The sequence below is a fragment of the Streptomyces sp. NPDC001315 genome (assembly GCF_042896175.1).
GTDB lineage: Bacteria > Actinomycetota > Actinomycetes > Streptomycetales > Streptomycetaceae > Streptomyces.
The window spans coordinates 189,226-210,630 of the sequence record NZ_JBIAWZ010000007.1 but is presented as its reverse complement, the minus strand read 5'-3'; the positions used below and the strand labels follow the sequence as shown (position 1 = coordinate 210,630).

18 protein-coding genes and 1 tRNA gene are annotated in these 21,405 nt (G+C 72.2%); 9 read left to right on the top strand and 10 right to left on the bottom strand.

All coding sequences use genetic code 11. From position 1 onward, the window contains the following. The first annotated feature begins 27 nt into the window (after positions 1-27). The gene (locus tag ACFY16_RS21680) at positions 28-699 is read left to right on the top strand and encodes a FadR/GntR family transcriptional regulator (RefSeq protein ID WP_390648777.1); all 672 of its coding nucleotides are present in this window, start codon (positions 28-30) and stop codon (positions 697-699) included. Positions 700-876: 177 nt separating this feature from the next. Beyond that, positions 877-1,854: a PAC2 family protein gene (locus tag ACFY16_RS21675; protein ID WP_390648776.1), complete on the top strand. Its 978-nt coding sequence runs from the start codon at positions 877-879 to the stop codon at positions 1,852-1,854. A gap of 229 nt (positions 1,855-2,083) precedes the next feature. On the opposite strand, the gene mshC is transcribed toward ACFY16_RS21675, so the two are convergent. From mshC to ACFY16_RS21655, 4 genes are all read right to left on the bottom strand, one after another. Then, positions 2,084-3,313 (bottom strand): cysteine--1-D-myo-inosityl 2-amino-2-deoxy-alpha-D-glucopyranoside ligase, encoded by a 1,230-nt coding sequence (gene mshC / locus ACFY16_RS21670; protein WP_390648775.1) that lies wholly within the window; start codon positions 3,311-3,313, stop codon positions 2,084-2,086. A gap of 124 nt (positions 3,314-3,437) precedes the next feature. Then, positions 3,438-4,268 (bottom strand): SCO1664 family protein, encoded by an 831-nt coding sequence (locus ACFY16_RS21665; protein ID WP_390648774.1) that lies wholly within the window; start codon positions 4,266-4,268, stop codon positions 3,438-3,440. Further along, positions 4,232-4,822 (bottom strand): DUF3090 domain-containing protein, encoded by a 591-nt coding sequence (locus ACFY16_RS21660; protein ID WP_390648773.1) that lies wholly within the window; start codon positions 4,820-4,822, stop codon positions 4,232-4,234. The genes ACFY16_RS21665 and ACFY16_RS21660 overlap by 37 nt, the downstream gene beginning before the upstream one ends. A gap of 87 nt (positions 4,823-4,909) precedes the next feature. Further along, on the bottom strand, positions 4,910-5,596 hold the full coding sequence (locus tag ACFY16_RS21655) for a histidine phosphatase family protein (RefSeq protein WP_390648772.1): 687 nt from the start codon (positions 5,594-5,596) through the stop codon (positions 4,910-4,912). A 62-nt stretch (positions 5,597-5,658) separates the two neighbouring features. On the opposite strand from ACFY16_RS21655, the gene corA reads away from it, so the two are divergent. Continuing rightward, on the top strand, positions 5,659-6,654 hold the full coding sequence (corA, locus tag ACFY16_RS21650) for a magnesium/cobalt transporter CorA (RefSeq protein WP_390648956.1): 996 nt from the start codon (positions 5,659-5,661) through the stop codon (positions 6,652-6,654). A 24-nt stretch (positions 6,655-6,678) separates the two neighbouring features. Here corA and ACFY16_RS21645 read toward each other — a convergent pair whose 3' ends face one another. Both ACFY16_RS21645 and ACFY16_RS21640 read right to left on the bottom strand, forming a co-directional pair. Then, positions 6,679-7,467: a ferritin-like domain-containing protein gene (locus ACFY16_RS21645; RefSeq protein ID WP_390648771.1), complete on the bottom strand. Its 789-nt coding sequence runs from the start codon at positions 7,465-7,467 to the stop codon at positions 6,679-6,681. A 234-nt stretch (positions 7,468-7,701) separates the two neighbouring features. Then, entirely contained in the window at positions 7,702-8,757 is a 1,056-nt protein-coding gene (locus ACFY16_RS21640; RefSeq protein ID WP_351144071.1) for an LLM class F420-dependent oxidoreductase, read from the bottom strand. 210 nt (positions 8,758-8,967) lie between these two features. Between ACFY16_RS21640 and ACFY16_RS21635 the strand changes: the two genes are divergently transcribed. Beyond that, the gene (locus ACFY16_RS21635) at positions 8,968-9,951 is read left to right on the top strand and encodes an aldo/keto reductase (protein WP_390648770.1); all 984 of its coding nucleotides are present in this window, start codon (positions 8,968-8,970) and stop codon (positions 9,949-9,951) included. Then, a complete protein-coding gene (locus tag ACFY16_RS21630; RefSeq protein WP_390648769.1) occupies positions 9,948-12,302 on the top strand; it encodes a helix-hairpin-helix domain-containing protein in 2,355 nt (784 codons plus the stop codon). Before ACFY16_RS21635 ends, ACFY16_RS21630 begins: the two co-directional genes overlap by 4 nt. A gap of 92 nt (positions 12,303-12,394) precedes the next feature. Here ACFY16_RS21630 and ACFY16_RS21625 read toward each other — a convergent pair whose 3' ends face one another. Beyond that, a complete protein-coding gene (locus ACFY16_RS21625; protein ID WP_390648768.1) occupies positions 12,395-13,183 on the bottom strand; it encodes a hypothetical protein in 789 nt (262 codons plus the stop codon). 47 nt (positions 13,184-13,230) lie between these two features. Here ACFY16_RS21625 and ACFY16_RS21620 point away from each other — a divergent pair, with 47 nt between their 5' ends. Next, positions 13,231-13,419 (top strand): DUF5703 family protein, encoded by a 189-nt coding sequence (locus ACFY16_RS21620; RefSeq protein WP_005485166.1) that lies wholly within the window; start codon positions 13,231-13,233, stop codon positions 13,417-13,419. A gap of 62 nt (positions 13,420-13,481) precedes the next feature. Here the strand turns inward: ACFY16_RS21620 and ACFY16_RS21615 are convergent, their stop codons facing one another. From ACFY16_RS21615 to ACFY16_RS21605, 3 genes are all read right to left on the bottom strand, one after another. Further along, positions 13,482-14,300, bottom strand: coding sequence for a chaplin (locus ACFY16_RS21615; RefSeq protein ID WP_390648767.1), 819 nt, complete (start codon positions 14,298-14,300; stop codon positions 13,482-13,484). Positions 14,301-14,405: 105 nt separating this feature from the next. Further along, a complete protein-coding gene (chpH, locus tag ACFY16_RS21610) occupies positions 14,406-14,639 on the bottom strand; it encodes a chaplin ChpH (RefSeq protein WP_390648766.1) in 234 nt (77 codons plus the stop codon). Positions 14,640-14,795: 156 nt separating this feature from the next. Then, on the bottom strand, positions 14,796-16,121 hold the full coding sequence (locus ACFY16_RS21605; protein WP_390648765.1) for a M20/M25/M40 family metallo-hydrolase: 1,326 nt from the start codon (positions 16,119-16,121) through the stop codon (positions 14,796-14,798). A gap of 197 nt (positions 16,122-16,318) precedes the next feature. Between ACFY16_RS21605 and ACFY16_RS21600 the strand changes: the two genes are divergently transcribed. The 3 genes from ACFY16_RS21600 (at position 16,319) to ACFY16_RS21590 (ending at position 21,387) form a co-directional block, all read left to right on the top strand. After that, a tRNA-Leu gene (locus tag ACFY16_RS21600) sits at positions 16,319-16,406 on the top strand. A 279-nt stretch (positions 16,407-16,685) separates the two neighbouring features. Then, positions 16,686-17,114, top strand: a complete 429-nt coding sequence (locus ACFY16_RS21595) for a DUF3291 domain-containing protein (RefSeq protein WP_390648764.1) — start codon at positions 16,686-16,688, stop codon at positions 17,112-17,114. Positions 17,115-17,520: 406 nt separating this feature from the next. Continuing rightward, a complete protein-coding gene (locus ACFY16_RS21590; protein WP_390648763.1) occupies positions 17,521-21,387 on the top strand; it encodes a Pls/PosA family non-ribosomal peptide synthetase in 3,867 nt (1,288 codons plus the stop codon). The last annotated feature ends 18 nt before the right edge of the window (positions 21,388-21,405 follow it).

The following is a 21,405-nucleotide window of genomic DNA, read 5'->3' as shown; positions in this document are numbered from 1 at the left end:
GGATGTCTGAGCGACTGGAGGACCGTCATGGCAGTCACCGATGAGGCGATCGAGAAGATCAAGGGCATGATCGTCTCCGGTGCGCTGCGCCCGGGTGACCGCCTGCCCAAGGAGAGCGAACTCGCCTCCGAACTGGGATTGTCCCGCAACTCCCTGCGCGAGGCGGTCCGCGCCCTGTCGCTGATCCGGATCCTGGACGTGCGGCAGGGCGACGGCACGTATGTGACGAGCCTGGACCCGCAGCTGCTGCTCGAGGCGATGAGCTTCGTCGTCGACTTCCATCGCGACGACACGGTGCTGGAGTTCCTTTCCGTGCGCCGCATCCTGGAGCCGGCCGCCACCGCGATGGCGGCCCTGAGGATCAGCGAGCAGCAACTGGACGCCATGGCGGCCCAGTTGGACGCGCTCGGCGCGGCCCCCTCGGTGGAGGAACTCGTCGCCTGCGACCTGGAGTTCCACCGGGCCATCGTGCAGAGCGCCGGCAACTCGGTGCTGTGCTCCCTGCTCGACGGCCTGTCCGGGCCCACCACCCGGGCCCGGATCTGGCGCGGGCTGACCCAGGAGGACGCGGTCGGCCGCACCCTGCGCGAGCACCGGGCGATCCTGGCCGCGCTGCGCGACCGGGACGCGGAGGCGGCGCGCTCCTGGGCGACCGTGCACATCGCGAGCGTGGAACAGTGGCTGCGCAGCACTCTGTGAATTCCCTGTGAACCGACCGGCGCAGGCCCGGGGCCGCCCGCGCCGGTCGGGGGGTGTTCGGGGGTGGCGAACGGGGCAGTGATCCGTTCACTCCCCCGTGCAAGGGGGCTGCGGGCGCCCCCGCCGCACGCCGTAAGGTTGGGGCGTACGCGAGGGCACGTCGGAAGGAGGCGCTGGGTGATCGAGCTCGAGGGGGTTCCCGAGCTGATCGACCCGGTCATGGTGGCCGCGTTCGAGGGCTGGAACGATGCCGGCGACGCCGCCTCCACCGCGGTCGCGCATCTGGAGCGGGAGTGGAAGGGCGAGGTGTTCGCGGCGCTCGACGCCGAGGACTACTACGACTTCCAGGTGAACCGCCCCACGGTGTGGATGGACGCCGGTGTCCGCAAGATCACTTGGCCGACGACAAGGTTGTCGGTGGTCCGGATCGGCGGCGAGAAGCCGCGCGACCTGGTGCTGGTCCGCGGTATCGAACCGTCCATGCGCTGGCGTTCGTTCTGCAACGAGCTGCTCGGCTTCGCGCACGAGCTGGGCGTGGAGCTGGTGGTGATCCTGGGCGCCCTGCTCGGTGACACCCCGCACACGCGTCCGGTCCCGATCAGCGGGACCACGTCCGACTCGGACCTGGCACAGCGCATGGACCTGGAGGAGACCAAGTACGAGGGCCCCACTGGCATCGTCGGCGTCCTCCAGGAGGCGTGCACGCACGCCGGCGTACCTGCCGTGTCGCTGTGGGCGGCGGTGCCTCACTACGTGTCGCAGCCGCCGAACCCGAAGGCCACGCTGGCCCTCCTCAACCGCCTGGAGGACCTGATCGACGTGCGCATCCCGCTGGGCGAGCTGCCCGAGGACGCGCGCGCCTGGCAGGTGGGCGTGGACCAGCTGGCCGCGGAGGACAGCGAGGTCGCCGAATACGTGCAGACGCTGGAGGAGGCCCGGGACACCGCGGAGCTGCCGGAGGCGTCGGGCGAGGCGATCGCCCGCGAGTTCGAGCGGTATCTGCGGCGCCGGGACGGAGGCGGCCCGCCTGGCGGGCACGCCACGGCGGACGGCAGCGACAGCACGCCGTACCTGCGCGACAACCCCAGCGAGCGGACCCGGCCGCCGAAACCGCCGAAACCGAGCACGGACGACGAGGATTCGTCGGAGGACTGAGCGGGCGGTGCGCCTCGGGCGCACCGCCCCTTTCCGTCAAGCGGGTACGACGACCACCGTGTACGTCATGTCGGGTGCCGGCGTGGTCGTGAACCGCGCGTCGGGCAGACAGAGCCTGTCCCGGTACGCCGCCACCGTGGTCGGCACGTCGAAGTCCGGGTCGGTGCTCCGGCGCCGGAAGGCGCTTCCCCCGCGGGGAGGAAGCGCCCCTCTCGTGCGTCCGCGCTCGCTACAGGGCCACGCCCAGCAGCGCGTCCACGGCCCGCGACACGACGCCGGGGGCCCCGATGTCCGTACCGCCCAGCTCCTGCTGTGCGGCGGCCCAGCAGTCCACGGCCGTGAGCGCGGCGGGAGCGTCGAGGTCGTTCGCGAGGGCCTCGCGGATCTCCTCGACGAGCGCCTCCGCGGGCGGCCCGTCGGGGCGGGAGACGGCCGCGCGCCAGCGGCCGAGCCGTGCCTCGGCGTCCCGCAGCACCTGGTCGGTCCACTCCCAGTCGGAGCGGTAGTGGTGGGCGAGCAGGGCGAGGCGGATGGCGGCCGGGTCGACGCCGTCGCGCCGCAGCTGCGAGACGAAGACGAGGTTGCCCTTGGACTTGGACATCTTCTCGCCGTCCAGGGCGACCATGCCGGCGTGGACGTACGCCTTGGCCATGGGGAACTCGCCGGTCAGCACCTGGGCGTGCGAGGCGCCCATCTCGTGGTGCGGGAAGGCGAGGTCGGAGCCGCCGCCCTGGACGTCGAAGCCCATACCGAGGTGGTCGAGGGCGATGGCGACGCACTCGATGTGCCAGCCGGGCCGCCCGCGCCCGAGCGAACCGCCGTCCCAGCTGGGCTCGCCCTCGCGGGCGGCCATCCAGAGCATGGGGTCGAGCGGGTTCTTCTTGCCGGAGCGGTCGGGGTCGCCGCCGCGCTCGGCGGACAGCAGCCTCATGGCCGCGGCGTCGAGGCCCGAGACCTTGCCGAAGTTCGGGTCGGACTCGATGGAGAAGTAGACGTCACCCTCGAGTTCGTAGGCGGCGCCCAGATCGCGCAGCCGCTCGACGAGCGGCACGATGCCGGGTATCGCCTCGACCGCGCCTATGTAGTGCTCCGGCGGCAGCATCCGAAGCGCGGTCATGTCCTCGCGGAAGAGGGCGGTCTCCTTCTCGGCGAGGGCGACCCAGTCGACGCCGTCCCGCTCCGCGCGCTCCAGGAGCGGATCGTCGACGTCGGTGACGTTCTGGACGTAGTGAACCTGCCGCTTGGTGTCGAGCCACACGCGCTGCACGAGGTCGAACGCGTTGTAGGTCGCCGCGTGACCCATGTGGGTCGCGTCGTACGGCGTGATGCCGCAGACGTAGATGCGGGCGACGGGACCGGGGACAAGGGGAACCAAGCCGCCGGTCGCGGTGTCGTGGATCCTCAGGTCGCGGCCCTGACCAGGCAGGGCGGGGACCTCGGAAGCGGGCCAGGCATGCATGCCATGAGCGTAACCGGACTGAAGTTCCGGATACGAACCGGAGCAGGCCAGATGGCCGGGAAGGCGCTCTTGCGAGACACCGGCCGGTGTGCTGCAGGGCACTTTCAGGCCCGGCGGGGCCCTTTCACACCGGCGGCCACGGAATGGCGGGCCACTCCCCGCTCGGTTCCGGATGTGTCCCGGACTCCAGCAGGGCGTCGACTCGCGCGCGCGTGGCGTCGATCTCGGCGGCGGTGATCAGCCCGGCGAGCCGGACCGCGAGGGCCCCGTCCGGCTCCAGGGCCCCTCTGAGCCCCTTGAGCGCCTCGACGGCCTCCCCGGTCAGCGGCTCCCCCGCCCATCCCCACAGCAGCGTCCGCAGCTTGTTCTCGGCGTTGAAGGTGACCCCGTGGTCGATGCCGTAGAGACGCTCCTCCGCGGCGGGCAGCAGATGGCCGCCCTTGCGATCGGCGTTGTTGATCACCGCGTCGAGGACGGCAAGCCGGCGCAGCCGTTCGTCGTCGGCGTGCACCAGCAGCGCCGTCTTCCCCTCACCGACCTCGGCGAAGCCGATCGCCTTCCAGCCGGGCCCGGGCTCCTCGTCGTCCACCAGGGCGAGCAGCTCGGCGTCCGGGAGCGCCTCGATCCACAGCTGGCACATCCCCTCGCCGTACGGTCCGTCGCGCAGCACGGTGGGCGGCACGAGCCCCCAGCCGGTCGCCTCGGAGACCTCGTACGCCGCCACCTCACGCTCGGCGAGCGTGCCGTCGGGGAAGTCCCACAGGGGGCGCTCCCCGGCGACGGGTTTGTAGATGCAGGCCGCCTCGTGACCGTCGTACGTCACCGTGCAGTACAGCGCCGCGTTGGACGCCTCGCGGATGCGCCCGCGCACGGTCAGCTCGCCCCGAGCGAGCAGCTCGGCGGGCGTCACGTCGGTCGTCACGCTCCGCGGCGGTATCCGTTCTGGCGCGGGCATACGTGTCCTTCCGGGTCGAGCGGCAGGCTGCACAGCGGACAGGGCGGCCGGCCGGCGTTGACGACGTCCAGGGCGCGCTTGGCGAAGGCCCGGGCCTGCGCGCCGGTCAGCCGGACCCGCAGCATCGGGGGCCCGTTCTCCTCGTCCTGGAGCAGCCGTTCCTCGGCCTCGGCGAGGTCCTCGTCGGTCTCCGCGTCGAGCTCCACGAGGGCCTGCGCCTCGACGATCATGCGCTGCTCCTCGCCGTCCCAGGCCAGCGCCATGGTGCCGACCCGGAACTCCTCCTCGACCGGTGTGGCGAGGGGGCCGGTGTCGGAGATCTCGGTGGGCGCCATGGCGGGCACGGCAGCGCTGCCGCCGCTACGGCGTACGACCTCGTCGAGCAGTTCGTCCATGCGCTCGGCGAGCGCGGCGACCTGCGTCTTCTCCAGGGCCACGCTGGTCACCCGGGAGCCGGCGGCGGCCTGGAGGAAGAAGGTACGGCGCCCGGGCAGTCCGACCGTGCCGGCCACGAAGCGCTCCGGCGGGTCGTAGAGGTACACCTGACGGGACACGTCCTGTCTCCATTGGAATCGTGAGTGCGTGAACGTCCATGCGTGAACGCGACTGTATGAACCGCTTCACCCTACTGCGGCCGACGATCACGGTGCGCCCGCGCCGCCCCCGACCGGGGCTTCGTCCCCGGGAGGTTCCTCGCGCGGCGCCAGGGAGGCGAAATCACCCGTGTCCCCGAGACGCACGAGAAAGGGCCGCAGCCGTGTGTAGCGGATCGCGGTGATCGAACACGGTTCGACGGAGATCCTCTGGAAAAGGTCGAGATGAAGTCCGAGGGCGTCCGCCACGAGCGACTTGATGATGTCGCCGTGCGAACACATGAGGTACACGGCATCGGCGCCGTGATCGCGCTCCACGCGCGCGTTCCACTCGCGCACCGCCTCGGCGGCCCGGGTCTGCATGGCCCGCATGGACTCGCCGCCGGGGAAGGCCGCCGCGGACGGGTGCGCCTGGACGACCTCCATCAGGGGTTCGTCCTTCAGCTCGGCGAGTTTGCGCCCGGACCAGTCGCCGTAGTGGCACTCCCCTATCCGCTCGTCGGTGTGCGCCCGCAGTCCGGGGCGCGCGGCGAGCAGCGGCTGGAGCGTCTCCTGGCAGCGCTGCAGCGGGCTGGTGACGACCTCGGCGATCGGGAGCTCGGCGAGCCGCACGGGCAGTGCGGCGGCCTGCGCGGCCCCGCGCTCGTCGAGGGCGACGCCAGGCGTCCAGCCGGCGAGCAGTCCCTCGGTGTTGGCGGTGGAACGTCCGTGCCGGACGAGGATCAACGTGGGCATGCGGCCCAGCGTAGGCGCACCCGGGGGTGCGCAGAGGGCCGGGCGGATGGAGAATGCGCTCCGTGATCGTCGACTGCGCCGTCTACCGCGACGGACACCGTACCGAGGGCCCCGCGGACCTCTCCGACGCCCTGGACGAGGCACGCGCGGCGGGCGGGTTCGTCTGGATCGGACTGCACGAGCCGTCGGAGAACGAGTTCGGCCTGGTCACCCAGGAGTTCGGGCTGCACCCACTGGCGGTCGAGGACGCCCTGAAGGCCCACCAGCGTCCCAAGCTCGAGGTGTACGACGACTCGCTGTTCCTGGTGCTCAAACCGGTTGTCTACGAGCCGGAGAGCGACGCCGTCTCCACCGGCGAGATCATGATCTTCCTCGGGGACGCCTTCGTGGTGACCGTCCGGCACGGCGAGGGCTCACCGCTGGCCGCCGTACGGCACCGGCTGGAACAGGAGCCGGAGACGCTCGGCAAGGGCCCCACGGCTGTGCTGTACGCGATCGCCGACGCCGTCGTCGACCACTACCTGGACGTGGCGACCGAGCTCCAGACCGACCTGGAGGAGTTGGAGGCGGAGGTCTTCTCGCCGGACGGCGGCGGCTCGCGGTACACCGCGTCCCGCATCTACACCTTCAAGCGGCAAATCCTGGAGTTCCGGCGGGCGACCGGCCCGCTGGCCCCGCCGCTGACCAGGCTCGCGGGCACCGGGCAGTTCGGCGGGTCGGTGCCGTTCGTGAAGGACGAGGCGCGGCCCTTCTTCCGCGACGTCAACGACCACCTCACGCGTGTGAACGAGTCGGTGGACGGCCTGGACCGGCTGGTCTCGGACGTCCTCTCGGCGCACCTGGCCCAGACGGGCGTACGGCAGAACGACGACATGCGGAAGATCTCCGCATGGGCGGCCATGGCCGCCGTCCCCACGATGATCGCGGGAATCTACGGCATGAACTTCGACCACATGCCGGAGCTGCACTGGATCTGGTCGTACCCGGCGGTGATCGCGGTGATGGCCGTCCTCGAGGTGCTGTTGTACCGGGCGTTCAAGCGGCAGGGCTGGCTGTAGTTTTCCGGCTTCGTGCTCCTGACTTCAGGCGTATTCGGGTGCGGGCGCGGCGGGGCCGCCCAGCGCGTTGCGCCGCTGGGGCATCTCCAGGGACACCATCCGCCGCCAGCCGGCGAAGCGTTCCCAGGCGTACACGGCGTGGATGACGGCCGCGAGCACCGCGGACTTGGCCTTCGGCCAGTCGAGGATGCGTCCCATGTGGGCCATGACGGCGAGGCTGACGTCACGGTAGATGCGGATCTCGGCCAGCGCGCATTCGCGCAGTGTCTTCTGGATGGCACGGCCGTGCCCGACGTGGGCGAAGCGGAGCAGTTCCTCGTGGCAGTAGGCGAGGTGGTTGTTCTCGTCGTTGGAGATCACCTTCACCGCACGGCCGACGTCGGGGTGGTCGGCGAAGTGCTTGCGCAGCAGCTCCATCTGCTCGGAGGCGCGCTGTTCGGTGACCCGGCTGTGGGCGAGGTAGGTGACGATGTCCCGGACGGTCAGTGGCCGGTCGCTCCTGAGCTTCTCGTGGGCGAGGCCGATGCCGTGCTTCTCCAGGAGCATCGTGTAGTCGGTGTCGGGTGGTACGGGGACGGGTTCGAGGCCCCGCTTCCTGATCAGGGCGTTGAAGATCCGCCCGTGCTTGTCCTCGTCGGCGCCATGGCGGGTGATCTTGGGGGCCAGTTCGCGTTCGCTCTCCGGGACGAGCGCGGCGATCCGGGCGTTCTCCCAGCCGCCCTGCGCCTCTCCGCTGGCCGCGATGGAGCAGAAGAGCCGGAAGGACTCGTCGTCGTCGAGGATCTCCTGGAACAGACTCTTGGCCGAAAGCATCGTGCGCACCTCTCTGCCGGACTACGAGTCAAATGCGGCGCGAGAGGTGGTGCAACAGCTGTGTCGGACGACTCCGCCGAAAGTAGGACCACCGGGGTCACGGTGGAGGCGTAACCGGGCGGGCCCGGGCGCGTTGTTCTGCGTGACGGCCGTGGCGGGGAAGACCCCCGAGCCCCCACCACGGCCGTAGAAAATCTCTCCCTTGTCCCGCCGACGTGGCTGATGTGTCCGGGACTACGCCAGCCCCGCGCGTTCCAGGGCCTCGGTGCCGGCACGGAGCGAGGCGAGCCGCTCGTCCAGCGTGAAACCGGCGGGGGCGAGGCTCAGGGTGGTGACGCCGGCCGCCGCGTAGGCCTTCATCCGGTCCGCGATCCGGTCCACCGAACCGAGCAATGTGGTCTGGTCGATCAGCTCCTGCGGAACGGCGGCCGCGGCGCCCTGCTTGTCGCCGGACAGGTACTTCTCCTGGATCTCGGCGGCGGCCTTCTCGTATCCCATGCGCCGGGCGAGCTGGTTGTAGAAGTTCTGCTTGGGGCTGCCCATGCCACCGACGTAGAGCGCGGTGTACGGACGGAAGGTGTCGGCGAGCCGGGCCACGTCCTTGTCGTCCCCGACGGCGAGCGGGAGGGTCGGGCAGACGTCGAACCCGTCGAGGCTCTTGCCGGCCTTCTCGCGCCCGGCGCGCAGATAGGTGATCGCGGTGTCCTCGAGGTGGTCGGCCGAGGGGAAGATCAGCAGAGCGCCGTCGGCGATCTCACCGGTCTGCTCGAGGTTCTTCGGCCCGATGGCGGCGATGTACAGCGGGATGTGCTCGCGCTGCGGGTGGACGGTGAGCTTGATGGGCTTGCCCGGCCCGCCGGGCAGGGGCAGCGTCCAGTGCTCGCCCTCGTACGACAGCCGTTCCCGGGTCATCGCCTTGCGCACGATCTCGACGTACTCACGCGTGCGTGCCAGCGGCTTGTCGAACTTGACGCCGTACCAGCCCTCGGAGACCTGCGGGCCGGACACGCCGAGGCCGAGGCGGAAGCGGCCGCCGGACAGCGAGTCCAGCGTCGCCGCGGTCATCGCGGTCATCGCGGGCTGCCGGGCCGGGATCTGGAAGATGGCCGAGCCCACGTCGATGCGCTCGGTCTGGGCGGCGACCCAGCTGAGCACGGTGGCCGCGTCGGAGCCGTAGGCCTCGGCGGCCCAGCAGACGGCGTAGCCGAGCCGGTCGGCCTCCTTCGCCACGGCGAGATTGTCCGCGTCCATCCCGGCGCCCCAGTAGCCGAGGTTGATCCCGAGCTGCATGCCCGATCCCCTTACCGCTCAGTAACGTCCCTTGTGCGGAGACCTTAGCGCGAGGGCCTCCGGCGAGGGAGGCGGGTGCGGTGCGGGGCGGGCGGGTCCGTGGCCCGGGCCGGTGGACCGGCGGAACGCCGACAACTGCGGTCCGGCCACGCGAAATCGGTTGTCCACAGGCAACCCACGCACCACCCCTGGCCAGTAATCTCGGCGTCCATGGAGCAGAGGCATCTCGGCCGCACCGGCCTGCGCGTGTCCCGCATCGGACTGGGCACCCTCACCTGGGGCAGGGACACCGACGAGCACGACGCCGCGGACCTCTTGAAGACGTTCTGGGAGGCGGGCGGCAGCCTCGTCGACACCGCGGACGTGTACGGCGACGGGGAGGCCGAGTACCTGCTCGGACGGCTCATGGAAGGCCTCGTACCACGCCATGACCTGGTCATCTCGACCAAGGCCGGCAGCGTGCCGGACCCCGACCGCCGCTTCGACGGCTCGCGCGGCCATCTGCTCTCCGCGCTGGACGCCTCACTGTCCCGCCTCGGCACGGACTACGTCGACCTGTGGCACATCCACGCCTTCGACCCGCACACCCCGCTGGAGGAGACCCTCCAGGCGCTCGACCTGGCGGTCAGCAGCGGCCGCGCGCGCTATGTCGGCGTGTCCAACTTCTGCGGCTGGCAGCTCGCCAAGGCGGGGACCTGGCAGCTGGCGGCACCGGGCACGCGGACCCGCCTGGCGAGCACGCAGCTGGAGTACTCGCTGCTCCAGCGGGGCGTGGAGCGCGAGGTGCTGCCGGCCGCGCTGGACCTGGGGATAGGGCTGCTGCCGTCGTCGCCGCTCGGCCGCGGGGTCCTCACCGGCAAATACCGCCACTCGACTCCCCCGGACTCCCGAGGTGCCTCGGAACATCTGGCTCCCTTTGTCGAGCCCTACCTCGACGACACCGCGAGCCGCATCGTCGACGCCGTGACGACCGCGGCGGACGGGCTCGCGGTGACCCCGCTCCAGGTCGCCCTCGCCTGGATCCGGGACCGGCCCGGGGTGGCGGCCCCCATCGTCGGCGCGCGTAACGCTCAGCAGCTCACGGCGGCGTTGTCAGTGGAGGCGCTTAGTCTTCCTGACGAGATCTGCCGGGCGCTCGACGATGTGTCGGCGCCTGTGCACCGCTATCCCGATCACGACTGGAGCACGCTGTGAGCACCGATCCGGAGCCGGAGACCACGGAGGACGCCGGGGCACCGACCACCGGGACCCCGGAGGCCCAGGACACCCCCGGGGCGTCAGCGGTCAGCGGGGAGCACCGGGAAGCCGGCGCCGAGGCCGCGGCGGGGAACGGTACGGACGCGACCGGGCGTGGCGTTTCGGCGGCCGCCGGGGGCGGCGACGGCGACGGTGAGACGGCTGAGGGCGGCACCGACGGCGACGCGGCCGGTCCGGGAGGCGCGGCGGCCGAAGGCGGAGACTCCGCCGAAGAGGGCGCCGTAGCCGAAGGTGGTGAAGGGGAGACCGAGACGTCCTCCCAGTTGTCCGAGGCCGAGGCCGAGATCGCGGCGCAGCGGCTGGAGCGGGAGCGGATCGAGCGGCGGAAGGCCGAGAAGAAGGGGCCCATCGACAGTGGGGCGAAGCTGAGCGGGAAGGCCGCCGATCTGCTCGCGGCCGTGCGGGCCGTGGAGAGCGGGGAGAAGCCCGTCGCCGCCGCGTTCAGCGAGCCGGAGCCCGCGCTGCGCCGCCCCGCCCCGGAGCCCGCACGGCGGCCGCAGCCGGTGACCGCCGAAGCCGTGGGCATCCCCTCGGGTCCCGCTCCGCAGACCGTCGACGCGGTACGCCGCGTGCTCGCCGACGGCGGCGCGCCCGAGGCGCTGGCGCCGCAGGTCGCCACGGTTCTCGGCGAGGGCGCGGACGACGGGCTGCGCGCCGATCCGTGGCAGTTGCTGCGGGTCACGGGCGTGCGGCCCGAGCAGGCCGACGGGTTCGCGCGGGCGCTGCTCGGCGCGGACTGCGGCCCGGACGACGAGCGGCGGGGCCGGGCGGTCACCGGCTGGCTCCTGGAGCAGGCGGCCCTGGCCGGGCACACCGCCCTGGAGATGCCCGCGCTCACGGCCGCGCTGGCCCAGCGGGCCGTGCCGGATCCGGAGGCGGCCGTGCAGAGCGCGATCGCGCAAGGCGAGGCCCTGGTCTTCCAGGACGCGCTGGACGAACCAGGCGCTCCGGCCGTGCGCCCGGACGACACGGCGGAGGCCGACGAGGACGCCGCGGCGCCCCCGGTCCGTGTCCTCGTCGGTCTGGAGCGGTACGCGCTCGCCGAGGAGAGCCTCGCCGACGGCCTGGCTCGCCTGGTCAACTCTCTTGCCAAGGAGGCCCCGGCGGAGTGGGAGCCGGCCGTGGCCTCGGCCACCGGCAGCGCGGCCGAGCTGATCCGCGCCGTCGCCGGGCACGGCCTGGTGCTGCACACGGGTGGCGAGGCGGCCCGCGCGGAACCGGCGGCCCTGGTCGGCGCGGCCCGGACCCTGGGTCTGCGTGCCGTCGCGGCCTGTCACACGGCCGACGGCCGCCGCAGGCTCGCCGCCACGCTCGGGACGTCCGAGGCCGGTACCGACGTCGTCACCGTCGCCGGGCTCCTCTCCGGCACCGAGGGACCCGGGCGGGACGCCGAAGGGGCCCTGGACCTCGATCTCCTGGTCCTGCTGGACGCGCCGCAGCTCGACGTGGAGAACGCCGCGATGGTGGTGGAGTCGCTGCCCGACGGAGCCCGGCTGGTGCTGAGCGGTGATCCGGCGGTGCTGTGGTCGGCCGGCCCCGGCCGGGTCTTCGCCGATCTGCTCGCCGCCCGCGTGTGTCCGCAGGTCGCCTCGCGTACCCCGGACCCGGGTCCGCTCGGCGAGCTGGTCTCCGGTATCGGCATCGGCGAGCTGACCCAGGTCGACGCGCCCGGCAAGGAGATCGTGATCGTGCCGGTGCGGGACGCGGGCGAGGCCGTGCACCGGACCGTGCAGCTCGTCGCCGACTCGGTGCCGCGTGCCCTCGGCGTCCCCGCCGAGCAGACAGTGGTGATCACCCCCGGCCACGGCGGCGCGGCCGGCACCCGCGCGCTCAACGCCGCGCTCAAGGAGCGGCTCAACCCCGGCCCCGGTCGGTTCGGCGGCTTCGACCCCGGTGACCGGATCGCCTACTCCCCCGTGCCGGGGCGGGTGCTGCCGGGCCAGGTGGTGACGGCTGACGCCGAAGGGTTGCACCTGTCGTGTGCGGGCGACCTGGTCGTCGTACCGAGGGAGCGGGTGGAGCAGGCCGTGCGGCACGGGTGGGCACTGACCGCGCACCAGGCGGTGGGCAGCCGGTGGCCCGCAGCGGTCGTGGTGCTGCCCGGCGATGCCGCGCAGGCCCTCAGCAGGCCCTGGATCTACACGGCGTTCGGCCGCGCGGACCGCCATCTGTCCGTGGTCCACGGGGTGGAGCAGGCGCTGCCGAAGGCCGTCGCGGAGGGCCTGGCGAAGCCCCGGACGACCCGGCTGCCCACGCTGCTGCGCACGCAGGTGCCGACGGCGGACTGATCCGGCCGGCAAACGAACGACACCGACGACGGCGGCGGCCGGGAAGCTTCAGCTCCCGGCCGCCGCCGTGACGAAGGTCGCCGCGCAGCGCCCTAGCGGTCGGCGTCGAGCCGCTCCAGAGCCTGGTCCTCGTCCTGACCCTCATCCCCGTCGTCGGCGTCGTCATCGTCCAGATCCGCGTCGAGATCGTCGTCGATGACGTCCTCCTCGAGGTCGCCGTCGAGATCGTCGACCTCGTCCTGTGCGTCCTCCGAGTCGTCCGTTTCGTCGATGTCGTCGAACACCGCGCTGACGTCGAAGCGGCAGACCACCCGCTGGGGGTCGATCTGCTCGAAGGGGGCCTCCAGCCACTCTCCGGGGTCGGCCGGTTCGTCCGCGGCCGTCACCCAGAGCGTGGAGTCGCCCTCCTCCAGCCCGAACTCCTTGTGCCGGGAAGCGATCTCGTCCGGCTCGAACTCGCCGAACAGGGTGCCGAGCGCCCCGTGGATCGTGCCGGCGGCGTCCTCGCCCGCGCCCGCGCTCTCCTCGTACTCCGCCGCCTCGACCCGCTGGGCCTGTGCCAGCAGCCGCTGGGGCTCCACCACGGCGTAGTCGCGGCGGATCAGCACGCTGATCGCGTTCGGCTCCTCGGGGCCCGTGTACGGCGGCAGCGAGTCGTCCGCACCGGGGATCTCGAAGGGCGTGACCTCGTCGTAGCGGTCGTAGAGCAGCTCGTCGTACACCTCGGCGGCCGCGGCCAGCTGGTTGAACGCCTCGTAGACGGCCGGGTCGTCCTCACCCGACCTGCGTTCGACCGCGGCCAGGTGACGGTCGAGCGCGGTCTTGACCGCCTCGGCGGCGGCTCGTACCTCGGCAGCGGTGGGCTGCGCAGCATCAGACATAGTGCAGACGCTATCCGTACCGGGCCCCAGCCCGCACAATAGATGCGATGCCGGAATACGAATTTGTCGACGTGTACGTACCGCGCGGGGTTTCCCGCAAGGACGCCACAAGACTGCTGACAGACCATGCCGAGTACGGACACTGGGAGTTGGACCGCCTGAGTCTGCTCCGCGACGGCAGCCGCCGGGTGCGGTTGCGCCGACGGATCATCCGCCAGGTGCGTGCCACGTGGTGAGCTGAGGCAACGGAAACGGAGCGGGCCCCGCCACGGCGGGGCCCGCTCCGTTGTGTGCGCCGTCACACCGAGGCGCGTGCCTTGCGGTAGAGGACCGCGCCCGCCAGCAGTGCGCCCGCGCCGACCGGCAGGACGAGGCCCATCGGCAGGTCGGTGCCGGTGTGGGCGAGCTGCGCGGTGCCCCGGGGCCGGCTCACGGACTGGGTGCCCGGCTGGTTGACCTGCGAGCCGTCGCCGGGGGTCTCGTGGCCCGAGCTGGGCGGGGTGCTCGGCGAACCCGGCGTACCGGGCTCCGTGGGGTTGCCCGGCTGCCCCGGGTTGCCGGGCTGTCCCGGCGTTCCCGGGGGCGTCGTACCACCGCCGCCCGGAGGCGTGGTGTGGTGCCCGCCCCCACCGTTGGCGCAGTCGTTGCCGCCGGCGGGGTTGCCGACCCCGATGACGTCCACGCTGTTGCCGCAGACGTTGACCGGCACGTCGATCGGCGCCTCCACGTGGTTGCCGGAGCCCACGCCGGGCGAGCCACCGGTGTGTCCGCCGGCATGCGCGCCCCCGGAGCCGCCGTGGCCACCGGAACCACCAGAACCGCCGGAGCCACCGTGGCCGTCATGGCCGTACCCACCCGACGGCGAACCACCCCCGCCGTTGTCGGCGCATGCGTTGCCCGTGGCCGGGTTGAGGATCCCGACCACGTCGACCGTGTTTCCGCACACGTTCACCGGCGCATTCACCGGTGCCTGCACGGTATTTCCGGACAGTACGCCCGGAGAATGGGAACTGGCGCCGCTCGCCGCCGAGTCGGCGTGGGCATAACCGCCGGCGGCGGCGATCGCACCGGTCGCCGCCATCACGGTCATGAGGCCTTTACGGGTGACCTCTCTCATACTCAATCCCTGCCTTTGACCTTGTCTCGAAAAGACCGATCGGCCCCGGAGCACATGGCGCGCGCTCCGGGGCCGACGGGATGGACAACCCTCAGAAGGGCGACGTCACTTGTTGATGCAGGTGTTGCCGAAGGCAGGGTTCAGCAGCCCGATCACCGAGATCGTGTTGCCGCAGACGTTCACGGGGACGTGAACGGGCACCTGAACAACGTTGCCGGACGCGACACCCGGGGAGTGCACGGCAGCACCCTGGGCACCGGAGTCGGCAACGGCCAGGCCCGCGCCCGCGAGAACCAGCCCGCCGGTGGCAGCGGCAGCGGCGACGATCTTCTTGATCATTATTCCTCCTTGTTGGCAATGCGATCCAAAGTCGCGGATCACATCATCAGTAACGAGGAGGAGATCTTGGGGATACGAGCCTATGAGAGCATCACTCTTCTCAGTTACTTCCGTACATGCTGCCGATTTCTGAAGCAACCGTTTCCGTGGGCGAGTTCAGGACGCGTCGATGAACCGGTCTAGCACCCGCACACCGAACTTCAGGCCGTCCACGGGCACACGCTCGTCGACGCCGTGGAACATGCCGGCGAAGTCCAGCTCCGGCGGCAGCTTCAGCGGCGCGAAGCCGAAGCCCCGGATGCCGAGGTCGTCGAAGGACTTGGCGTCGGTCCCGCCGGAGAGCATGTAGGGAATCGCCTTCGCGGCCGGGTCCTCGGCCAGCAGCGCGGACTGCATGGCGTCCACGAGCGTCCCGTCGAAGGTGGTCTCGACGGCCTTGTCGGCATGCACGTCCTCGCGCCGCACATGCGGTCCGAGGATGCGATCGACGTCGGCGAGGAACTCCTCCTCGAACCCGGGCAGGAAGCGCCCGTCGACGTGCGCGGTGGCCTCGCCCGGGATCACGTTGACCTTGTAGCCGGCGTTCAGCTGGGTGGGGTTGGCCGTGTTGCTCAGGGTCGCGCCGATGAGCTTGGCGATACCGCCGAGCTTGGCGAGGGTCCCCTCCATGTTCTCCGGGTCGAGTTCGGTGCCGAGCGCGTCGCCGAGCTCGTCGAGGAAGGCCCGGGTCGTCTTGGTGACCCGCACCGGGAACCTGTGCCGTCCGAGCCGCGCGACGGCCTCGGACAGCTCGGTGATCGCGTTGTCCCGGTGGATCATCGAGCCGTGCCCGGCCGTGCCCGCCACGGTCAGCTTCATCCAGTGCATGCCCTTCTCGGCCGTCTGGATGAGATAGAGCCGCCGCTGCTCGCTCACGGTGAACGAGAACCCGCCCACCTCGCTGATCGCCTCGGTGACGCCCTCGAAGAGGTCGCGGTGGTTGTCGACGAGGTACCGCGCACCGTACGTGCCGCCCGCCTCCTCGTCCGCGAGGAACGCGAGCACGATGTCGCGGGGCGGCCTGCGCCCGCTGCGCAGCCGGTCTCGTACGACCGCGAGCGTCATCGCGTCCATGTCCTTCATGTCGACGGCCCCGCGGCCCCACACGCACCCGTCCGCGATCTCGCCCGAGAACGGGTCGTGGGTCCAGTCGGCCGCGTTGGCCGGTACGACGTCGGTGTGGCCGTGGATCAGCAGCGCGGGCCGGGAGGGGTCCTCGCCCTCGATGCGGGCCACCGTGGAGGCGCGCCCAGGGTGCGACTCGAAGATCCGCGGTTCGAGTCCGACCTCGGCGAGCTTCTCGGCGACGTACTCGGCCGCCTTGCGCTCGCCCGGACCCGAGTGGTCGCCGTAGTTGCTGGTGTCGATCCGGATCAGCTCGCGACAGAGGTCCACGACCTCGTCCTCGCCGGTGACACCCTTGGCCGTGTCCGTCTGGCTCACGCTGCTTCCTCCCACTGTCACTGCTGGTGGTCCCCTTCATCCTCTCTCTCCCCCGGCCCCGGCCCAAGGCCGAGCCCGGCCCGTCACACGCCGTTCACGCCGGGAGGGACCGCGGGACCGCCTGTGATCAGCCACCCCCGAAAGCCTGGTAATGTTTACGTCGTCGCCGCGGGGGAAACCCCGCACGACAGACACCTGTCCGGGTGGCGGAATGGCAGACGCGCTAGCTTGAGGTGCTAGTGCCCTTTATCGGGCGTGGGGGTTCAAGTCCCCCCTCGGACACCAGCCGAATCCCCTCGGTCGCTCAGCGGCCGGGGGGATTCGCCGTTTCCGTCGAGGCTCCGACGCCCCCTCGGTCGGGGCTCGGATCGGGCCGCGGCGGGCCACCGTGGGCGCGGGCTCGCCACGCCTCCACACGTGTCTCCGCGCGCGTCCACTCCTGGGCCGGAATTCACCCCCGCGGGGGTGTCCGGAAGCCCGGCCGCATGGACGCTTATGGCGTGGCGGGCCCGTCCCGCCGCGACGGCGGCCCGTGCCGTCACCCACGAGCTGAGGAGAGACCCGATGCCCACCATTCCCTGGCTGCCCGGCGCCGACAAGGACGCGGCGGCTCCCGAGGGCGCCACGGGCCTGCCCCTGGTCATGGCCTCCCGGCTCGAGCTGCGGTCGCTGTGGTCCGTGCCCAGGTTCTTCCTGCTGTCGCTCGTCGTGTTCCAGCAGGTACGGCGCTCGCCGGGGCTGATCGGCGCCTCACTTCGGGCCGAGCCGCTGAAACGGACGTTCTGGACCCTGTCGGCCTGGCGCGACCAGGAGGCCCTGAACGCCTTCAACCGGACCGACCCGCACGCGAAGAGCGTGCGCGGGCTGCGTCCGGGGATGAGGGGCTCGGTGTTCGTGTTCTGGAACGCCGGGCGGGACCAACTCCCGATCGGCTGGGACGAGGCCAAGCGGCGGCTGGACGAGCAGGCCGGCAAGGAGACTCGGGCGACATGAGTACGGGTTTCGGCCGGGTCCGGGGACACCGAATCGGGGCGGACCGAGTCCGAGCGGCCCATCCGGTTCCGGTTCGCTGCTGGTGCCGGCACGCGACCGGCGGCACCATCGGCCCCGTTGACCCTGGGGGTTGACGTCCCTCCGCCCCAACGGTCCGACCCCGTTGGCCGGTTGTGTGGGCCATCTCTCTCCCCCGCTCAGACCGCCAGGTCACGGACGGTCTGCCGCGTCCCCGCACCCCGTTCCCGTCCCCCGAACGGCTGCCCTGAGTGGCCGTAACAGGGGCCCAAGCCTAGCGTCGTACTAATATTTCCGGCTTGTTATGGTGCCGAGCCGGACAACCCCAGGCAGACCTGCGGGCCCGCCGGCGCCCCGGAGGCTTCCGGGATCGAGACGCGAGGGCCCGATGGCAGCCATAGACGAGAGCAGCGCTCTCGGCCTGCTCGATGACGAGATCCGCGCGCGGTTCGGCGACACGGCACGTTTCTCGGGGGGCCCTGCCGCCTCCCCGCGCACGCTCGTCGACGTTTTCGACGCCTCCGTACGGTCCTACCCGGACGAACTCGCCCTGGACGACGGCACGACGCGCCTCACCTACCGTGCGCTCGCCGCGGAAGTGGAGAAGCTGCGCCGCCGGTTCGCCGACGCCGGGGTCGGCCTCGGCGACCGCGTCGGCGTCCGCGTTCCCTCCGGCACCAACGACCTCTACGTGGCGATTCTCGCCGTCCTCGCCGCGGGCGCCGCCTACGTCCCGGTGGACGCCGAGGACCCGGACGAGCGGGCGGAGCTGGTCTTCGGGGAGGCGGAGGTGCGGGCGGTCGTCGGTGCCGGTCACCACCTCACCCTCCACGGCGGCCCGGGCACGCCGGCCGGCCGGCCCGGCGCCGAGCACGACGCGTGGATCATCTTCACCTCCGGCTCCACCGGGAAGCCGAAGGGTGTCGCCGTCAGCCACCGCAGCGCCGCCGCCTTCGTGGACGCGGAGGCGGCGCTGTTCCTCACCGAGGACCCGATCGGGCCCGGCGACCGGGTCATGGCGGGGCTGTCGGTGGCGTTCGACGCGTCCTGCGAGGAGATGTGGCTGGCCTGGCGGTACGGCGCCTGTCTGGTGCCGGTCCCCCGTTCCCAGGTCCGCAGCGGCGCCGACCTCGGCCCCTGGCTGGTCGAGCAGGAGATCACCGTCGTCTCGACGGTGCCGACGCTCGCCGCGCTGTGGGAGCCGGAGACCCTCAACGACGTACGGCTGCTGATCTTCGGCGGCGAGGCCTGCCCGCCCGAGCTGGTGCAGCGGCTGGTGACGGAGGGCCGCGAGGTCTGGAACACGTACGGGCCGACCGAGGCGACCGTCGTGGCCTGCGCGGCGCTGATGACGGGGGAGGAGCCGGTACGGATCGGGCTGCCGCTGCGCGGCTGGGAGCTGGCCGTCGTCGACGAGGCCGGGGAGCCGGTGCCGATGGGCGGCAGCGGGCAACTGGTGATCGGCGGGGTCGGACTCGCCCGTTACCTCGACGCGGAGAAGGACGCGGAGAAGTACGCGCCGCTTCAGGCGCTGGGCTGGGAGCGGGCGTACCGCAGTGGCGACCTGGTGCGGGCCGACCCGGAGGGACTGGTGTTCCTGGGGCGGGCCGACGAGCAGATCAAGCTCGGCGGCCGCCGTATCGAGCTGGGCGAGGTGGACGCGGCCCTCCAGGCCCTTCCGGGGGTCGCGGGCGCGGCCGCCGCCGTACGCACCGCTCGCAGCGGCAACCAGCTGCTCGTCGGCTATGTCGTCACCCAGGACGGCTGGGACCAGACAGCGGCCGTGGACAGGCTCCGTGCCGAACTCCCGGCCGCCCTCGTGCCTCTCCTCGCCCCGGTCGACGACCTGCCGACCCGTACGTCGGGCAAGGTGGACCGCAACGCCCTGCCGTGGCCCCTGGAGGGACTGGACAGCGGCGGAAAAATCGAACAGCTCTACGGCACCGAAGCCTGGCTCGCCGAACAGTGGACGGAAGTCCTCGGCATCCCCGTGACCGGTGCCGGCGACGACTTCTTCGCGATCGGCGGCGGCAGCCTGGCCGCCGCCCAGCTCACCACCCGGCTGCGCACCCGCTATCCGAGCGCCGCCGTCCTCGACATCTACCAGCAGCCCACCCTGCGGAAGCTGGCCCGCAGGCTTGAAGCCTCCGCGCGGAAGGCCGGCGAAAACCGCTCGGTCGCCCCCGTCCCCAAGCGCGCCCAGCTGCTCCAGCTGCTCCTCCTCGTTCCGCTGTTCACCCTGCTCGGGCTGCGCTGGACGGTCGCTCTGGCCGCGCTCGGGAACGTGCTCCCCGGGTACTCCTGGCTGCCGACCGCGCCGTGGTGGCTGGTCGCGGCCGGGGCGGTGCTCTTCTTCAGTCCGCCGGGCCGTCTGGCGGTCGCCGCGGGCGGGGCCCGGCTGCTGCTCCGGGGCGTGCGGCCCGGCCGCCATCCGCGCGGTGGCGGTGTCCACCTGCGCCTGTGGACCGCCGAGCGCCTGGCCGAGTTCAGCGGGGCGACCTCACTGACGGGGTCCTGGCTGGAGCGGTACGCCCGCGCGCTGGGCGCCAAGGTCGGCCCGGACGTGGACCTGCACTCGCTGCCGCCGGTCACCGGCATGCTCAAGCTGGGCCGGGGCGCGGCCGTGGAGTCCGAGGTCGACCTGTCCGGCTACTGGCTGGACGGCGACCGGCTGGAGATCGGCCCCGTCAAGGTGGGCGCGCACGCCGTGGTCGGCACGCGCAGCGTCCTCTTCCCGGGCGCCCGCGTGGGCAAGCGGGCCGAGGTCGCTCCCGGCTCCGCCGTCACCCGGCAGATCCCGACCGGCCAGCGCTGGGCGGGCGCACCCGCGGTCAAGCTCGGCAAGGCCAAGCGCAACTGGCCCAAGGAGCGGCCGCGGCGGGGCCGGTACTGGCGGGCGATGTACGGCGCGACCGGTGCCGTGCTGACGCTGCTGCCGGTGGCTGCGGCTTGCGCCGGCCTCCTCGTGGCTCGGGTGGTCGTTCAGCCCGGCGCGAGCCTCGGCGGAGCCCTGCGGGGTGCCGCGCTCGCGCTGGTGCCGGCGACGCTCGCCTACGGTCTCGCGTACGCGGTGCTGCTCCTGGTCGCCGTACGGCTGCTGAGCCTGGGGCTGCGCGAGGGCACGCATCCCACGCACGGCAGGGTCGGCTGGCAGGCCTGGACGGTCACACAGCTGATGGACCGCTCCCGGGAGACCCTGTTCCCGCTGTACGCCGGGCTGGTCACGCCGGTGTGGCTGCGGCTGCTGGGGATGCGGATCGGGCGGGGCGCCGAGGTGTCCACGGTGCTCGCGCTGCCCAGCCTGACGACGGTCGGCGAGGGCGCGTTCCTCGCCGACGACACGCTGACCGCACCGTACGAGCTCGGCGGCGGCTGGGTGCGGATCGGGCGCGCGGAGATCGGGCGGCGGGCCTTCCTCGGCAACTCGGGGATGACCGCGCCGGGCCGGTCGGTGCCGGACGGCGGTCTGGTCGGCGTGCTGTCCGCGACGCCGAAGAAGGCGAAGAAGGGCAGCTCGTACCTGGGGCTGCCGCCGGTGAAGCTGCCGCGCAGCGCCGCGGACGGCGAGCAGAGCCGGACGTACGACCCGCCCGTCCGGCTGCTGTGGGCGCGCGGCCTGGTGGAGCTGTGCCGGATCGTGCCCGTGTTCTGCTCCGCGGCGCTGGCCGTGGCGACGGTGGCGGCGCTGTGCGCCCTGGGTGCCTGGGCTCCGCTGCTGTCGGGGCTGGTGCTGCTCGCGGCGGGCGCGGTCGCCGGCGCGCTGTCGGTCGTCGCCAAATGGCTGCTGGTGGGGCGCCATCGCAGCGGGGAGCATCCGCTGTGGAGCGGGTTCGTGTGGCGCAACGAGCTGGCGGACACGTTCGTCGAGGTCGTGGCCGTGCCCTGGCTGGCCGGCGCGGTGCCGGGCACGCCGCTGATGACGGCGTGGCTGCGCGGGCTCGGCGCCCACATCGGCAAGGGGGTCTGGGTGGAGAGCTACTGGCTGCCGGAGACCGACCTGGTGACGCTGGAGGACGCGGCCACCGTGAACCGTGGCTGTGTACTCCAGACCCACCTGTTCCACGACCGGATCTTGCGGACGGGTACGGTGGTCCTCCGTGAGGGCGCCACGCTGGGCCCTGGCGGGATCGTGCTGCCCGGCAGCACGATCGGGGCCCGCACCACGCTGGGTCCCGCGTCGCTCGTCATGGCCGCGGAGTCCGTCCCCGACGACACCCGCTGGCTCGGCAACCCGATCGAGGCATGGCGTCCCTGAGCGCGGGCCACACGGAGC

What these genes read in the sequence shown, in the direction of transcription:
- ACFY16_RS21680 (WP_390648777.1), top strand. Translation starts at nt 28, where the DNA reads ATGGCAGTCACCGATGAGGCGATCGAGAAGATCAAGGGCATGATCGTC.
- mshC (WP_390648775.1), bottom strand. Translation starts at nt 3,313, where the DNA reads ATGCATGCCTGGCCCGCTTCCGAGGTCCCCGCCCTGCCTGGTCAGGGC.
- ACFY16_RS21665 (WP_390648774.1), bottom strand. Translation starts at nt 4,268, where the DNA reads ATGCCCGCGCCAGAACGGATACCGCCGCGGAGCGTGACGACCGACGTG.
- ACFY16_RS21655 (WP_390648772.1), bottom strand. Translation starts at nt 5,596, where the DNA reads ATGCCCACGTTGATCCTCGTCCGGCACGGACGTTCCACCGCCAACACC.
- ACFY16_RS21645 (WP_390648771.1), bottom strand. Translation starts at nt 7,467, where the DNA reads ATGCTTTCGGCCAAGAGTCTGTTCCAGGAGATCCTCGACGACGACGAG.
- ACFY16_RS21640 (WP_351144071.1), bottom strand. Translation starts at nt 8,757, where the DNA reads ATGCAGCTCGGGATCAACCTCGGCTACTGGGGCGCCGGGATGGACGCG.
- ACFY16_RS21635 (WP_390648770.1), top strand. Translation starts at nt 8,968, where the DNA reads ATGGAGCAGAGGCATCTCGGCCGCACCGGCCTGCGCGTGTCCCGCATC.
- ACFY16_RS21625 (WP_390648768.1), bottom strand. Translation starts at nt 13,183, where the DNA reads ATGTCTGATGCTGCGCAGCCCACCGCTGCCGAGGTACGAGCCGCCGCC.
- ACFY16_RS21620 (WP_005485166.1), top strand. Translation starts at nt 13,231, where the DNA reads ATGCCGGAATACGAATTTGTCGACGTGTACGTACCGCGCGGGGTTTCC.
- ACFY16_RS21615 (WP_390648767.1), bottom strand. Translation starts at nt 14,300, where the DNA reads ATGAGAGAGGTCACCCGTAAAGGCCTCATGACCGTGATGGCGGCGACC.
- chpH (WP_390648766.1), bottom strand. Translation starts at nt 14,639, where the DNA reads ATGATCAAGAAGATCGTCGCCGCTGCCGCTGCCACCGGCGGGCTGGTT.
- ACFY16_RS21595 (WP_390648764.1), top strand. Translation starts at nt 16,686, where the DNA reads ATGCCCACCATTCCCTGGCTGCCCGGCGCCGACAAGGACGCGGCGGCT.
- ACFY16_RS21590 (WP_390648763.1), top strand. Translation starts at nt 17,521, where the DNA reads ATGGCAGCCATAGACGAGAGCAGCGCTCTCGGCCTGCTCGATGACGAG.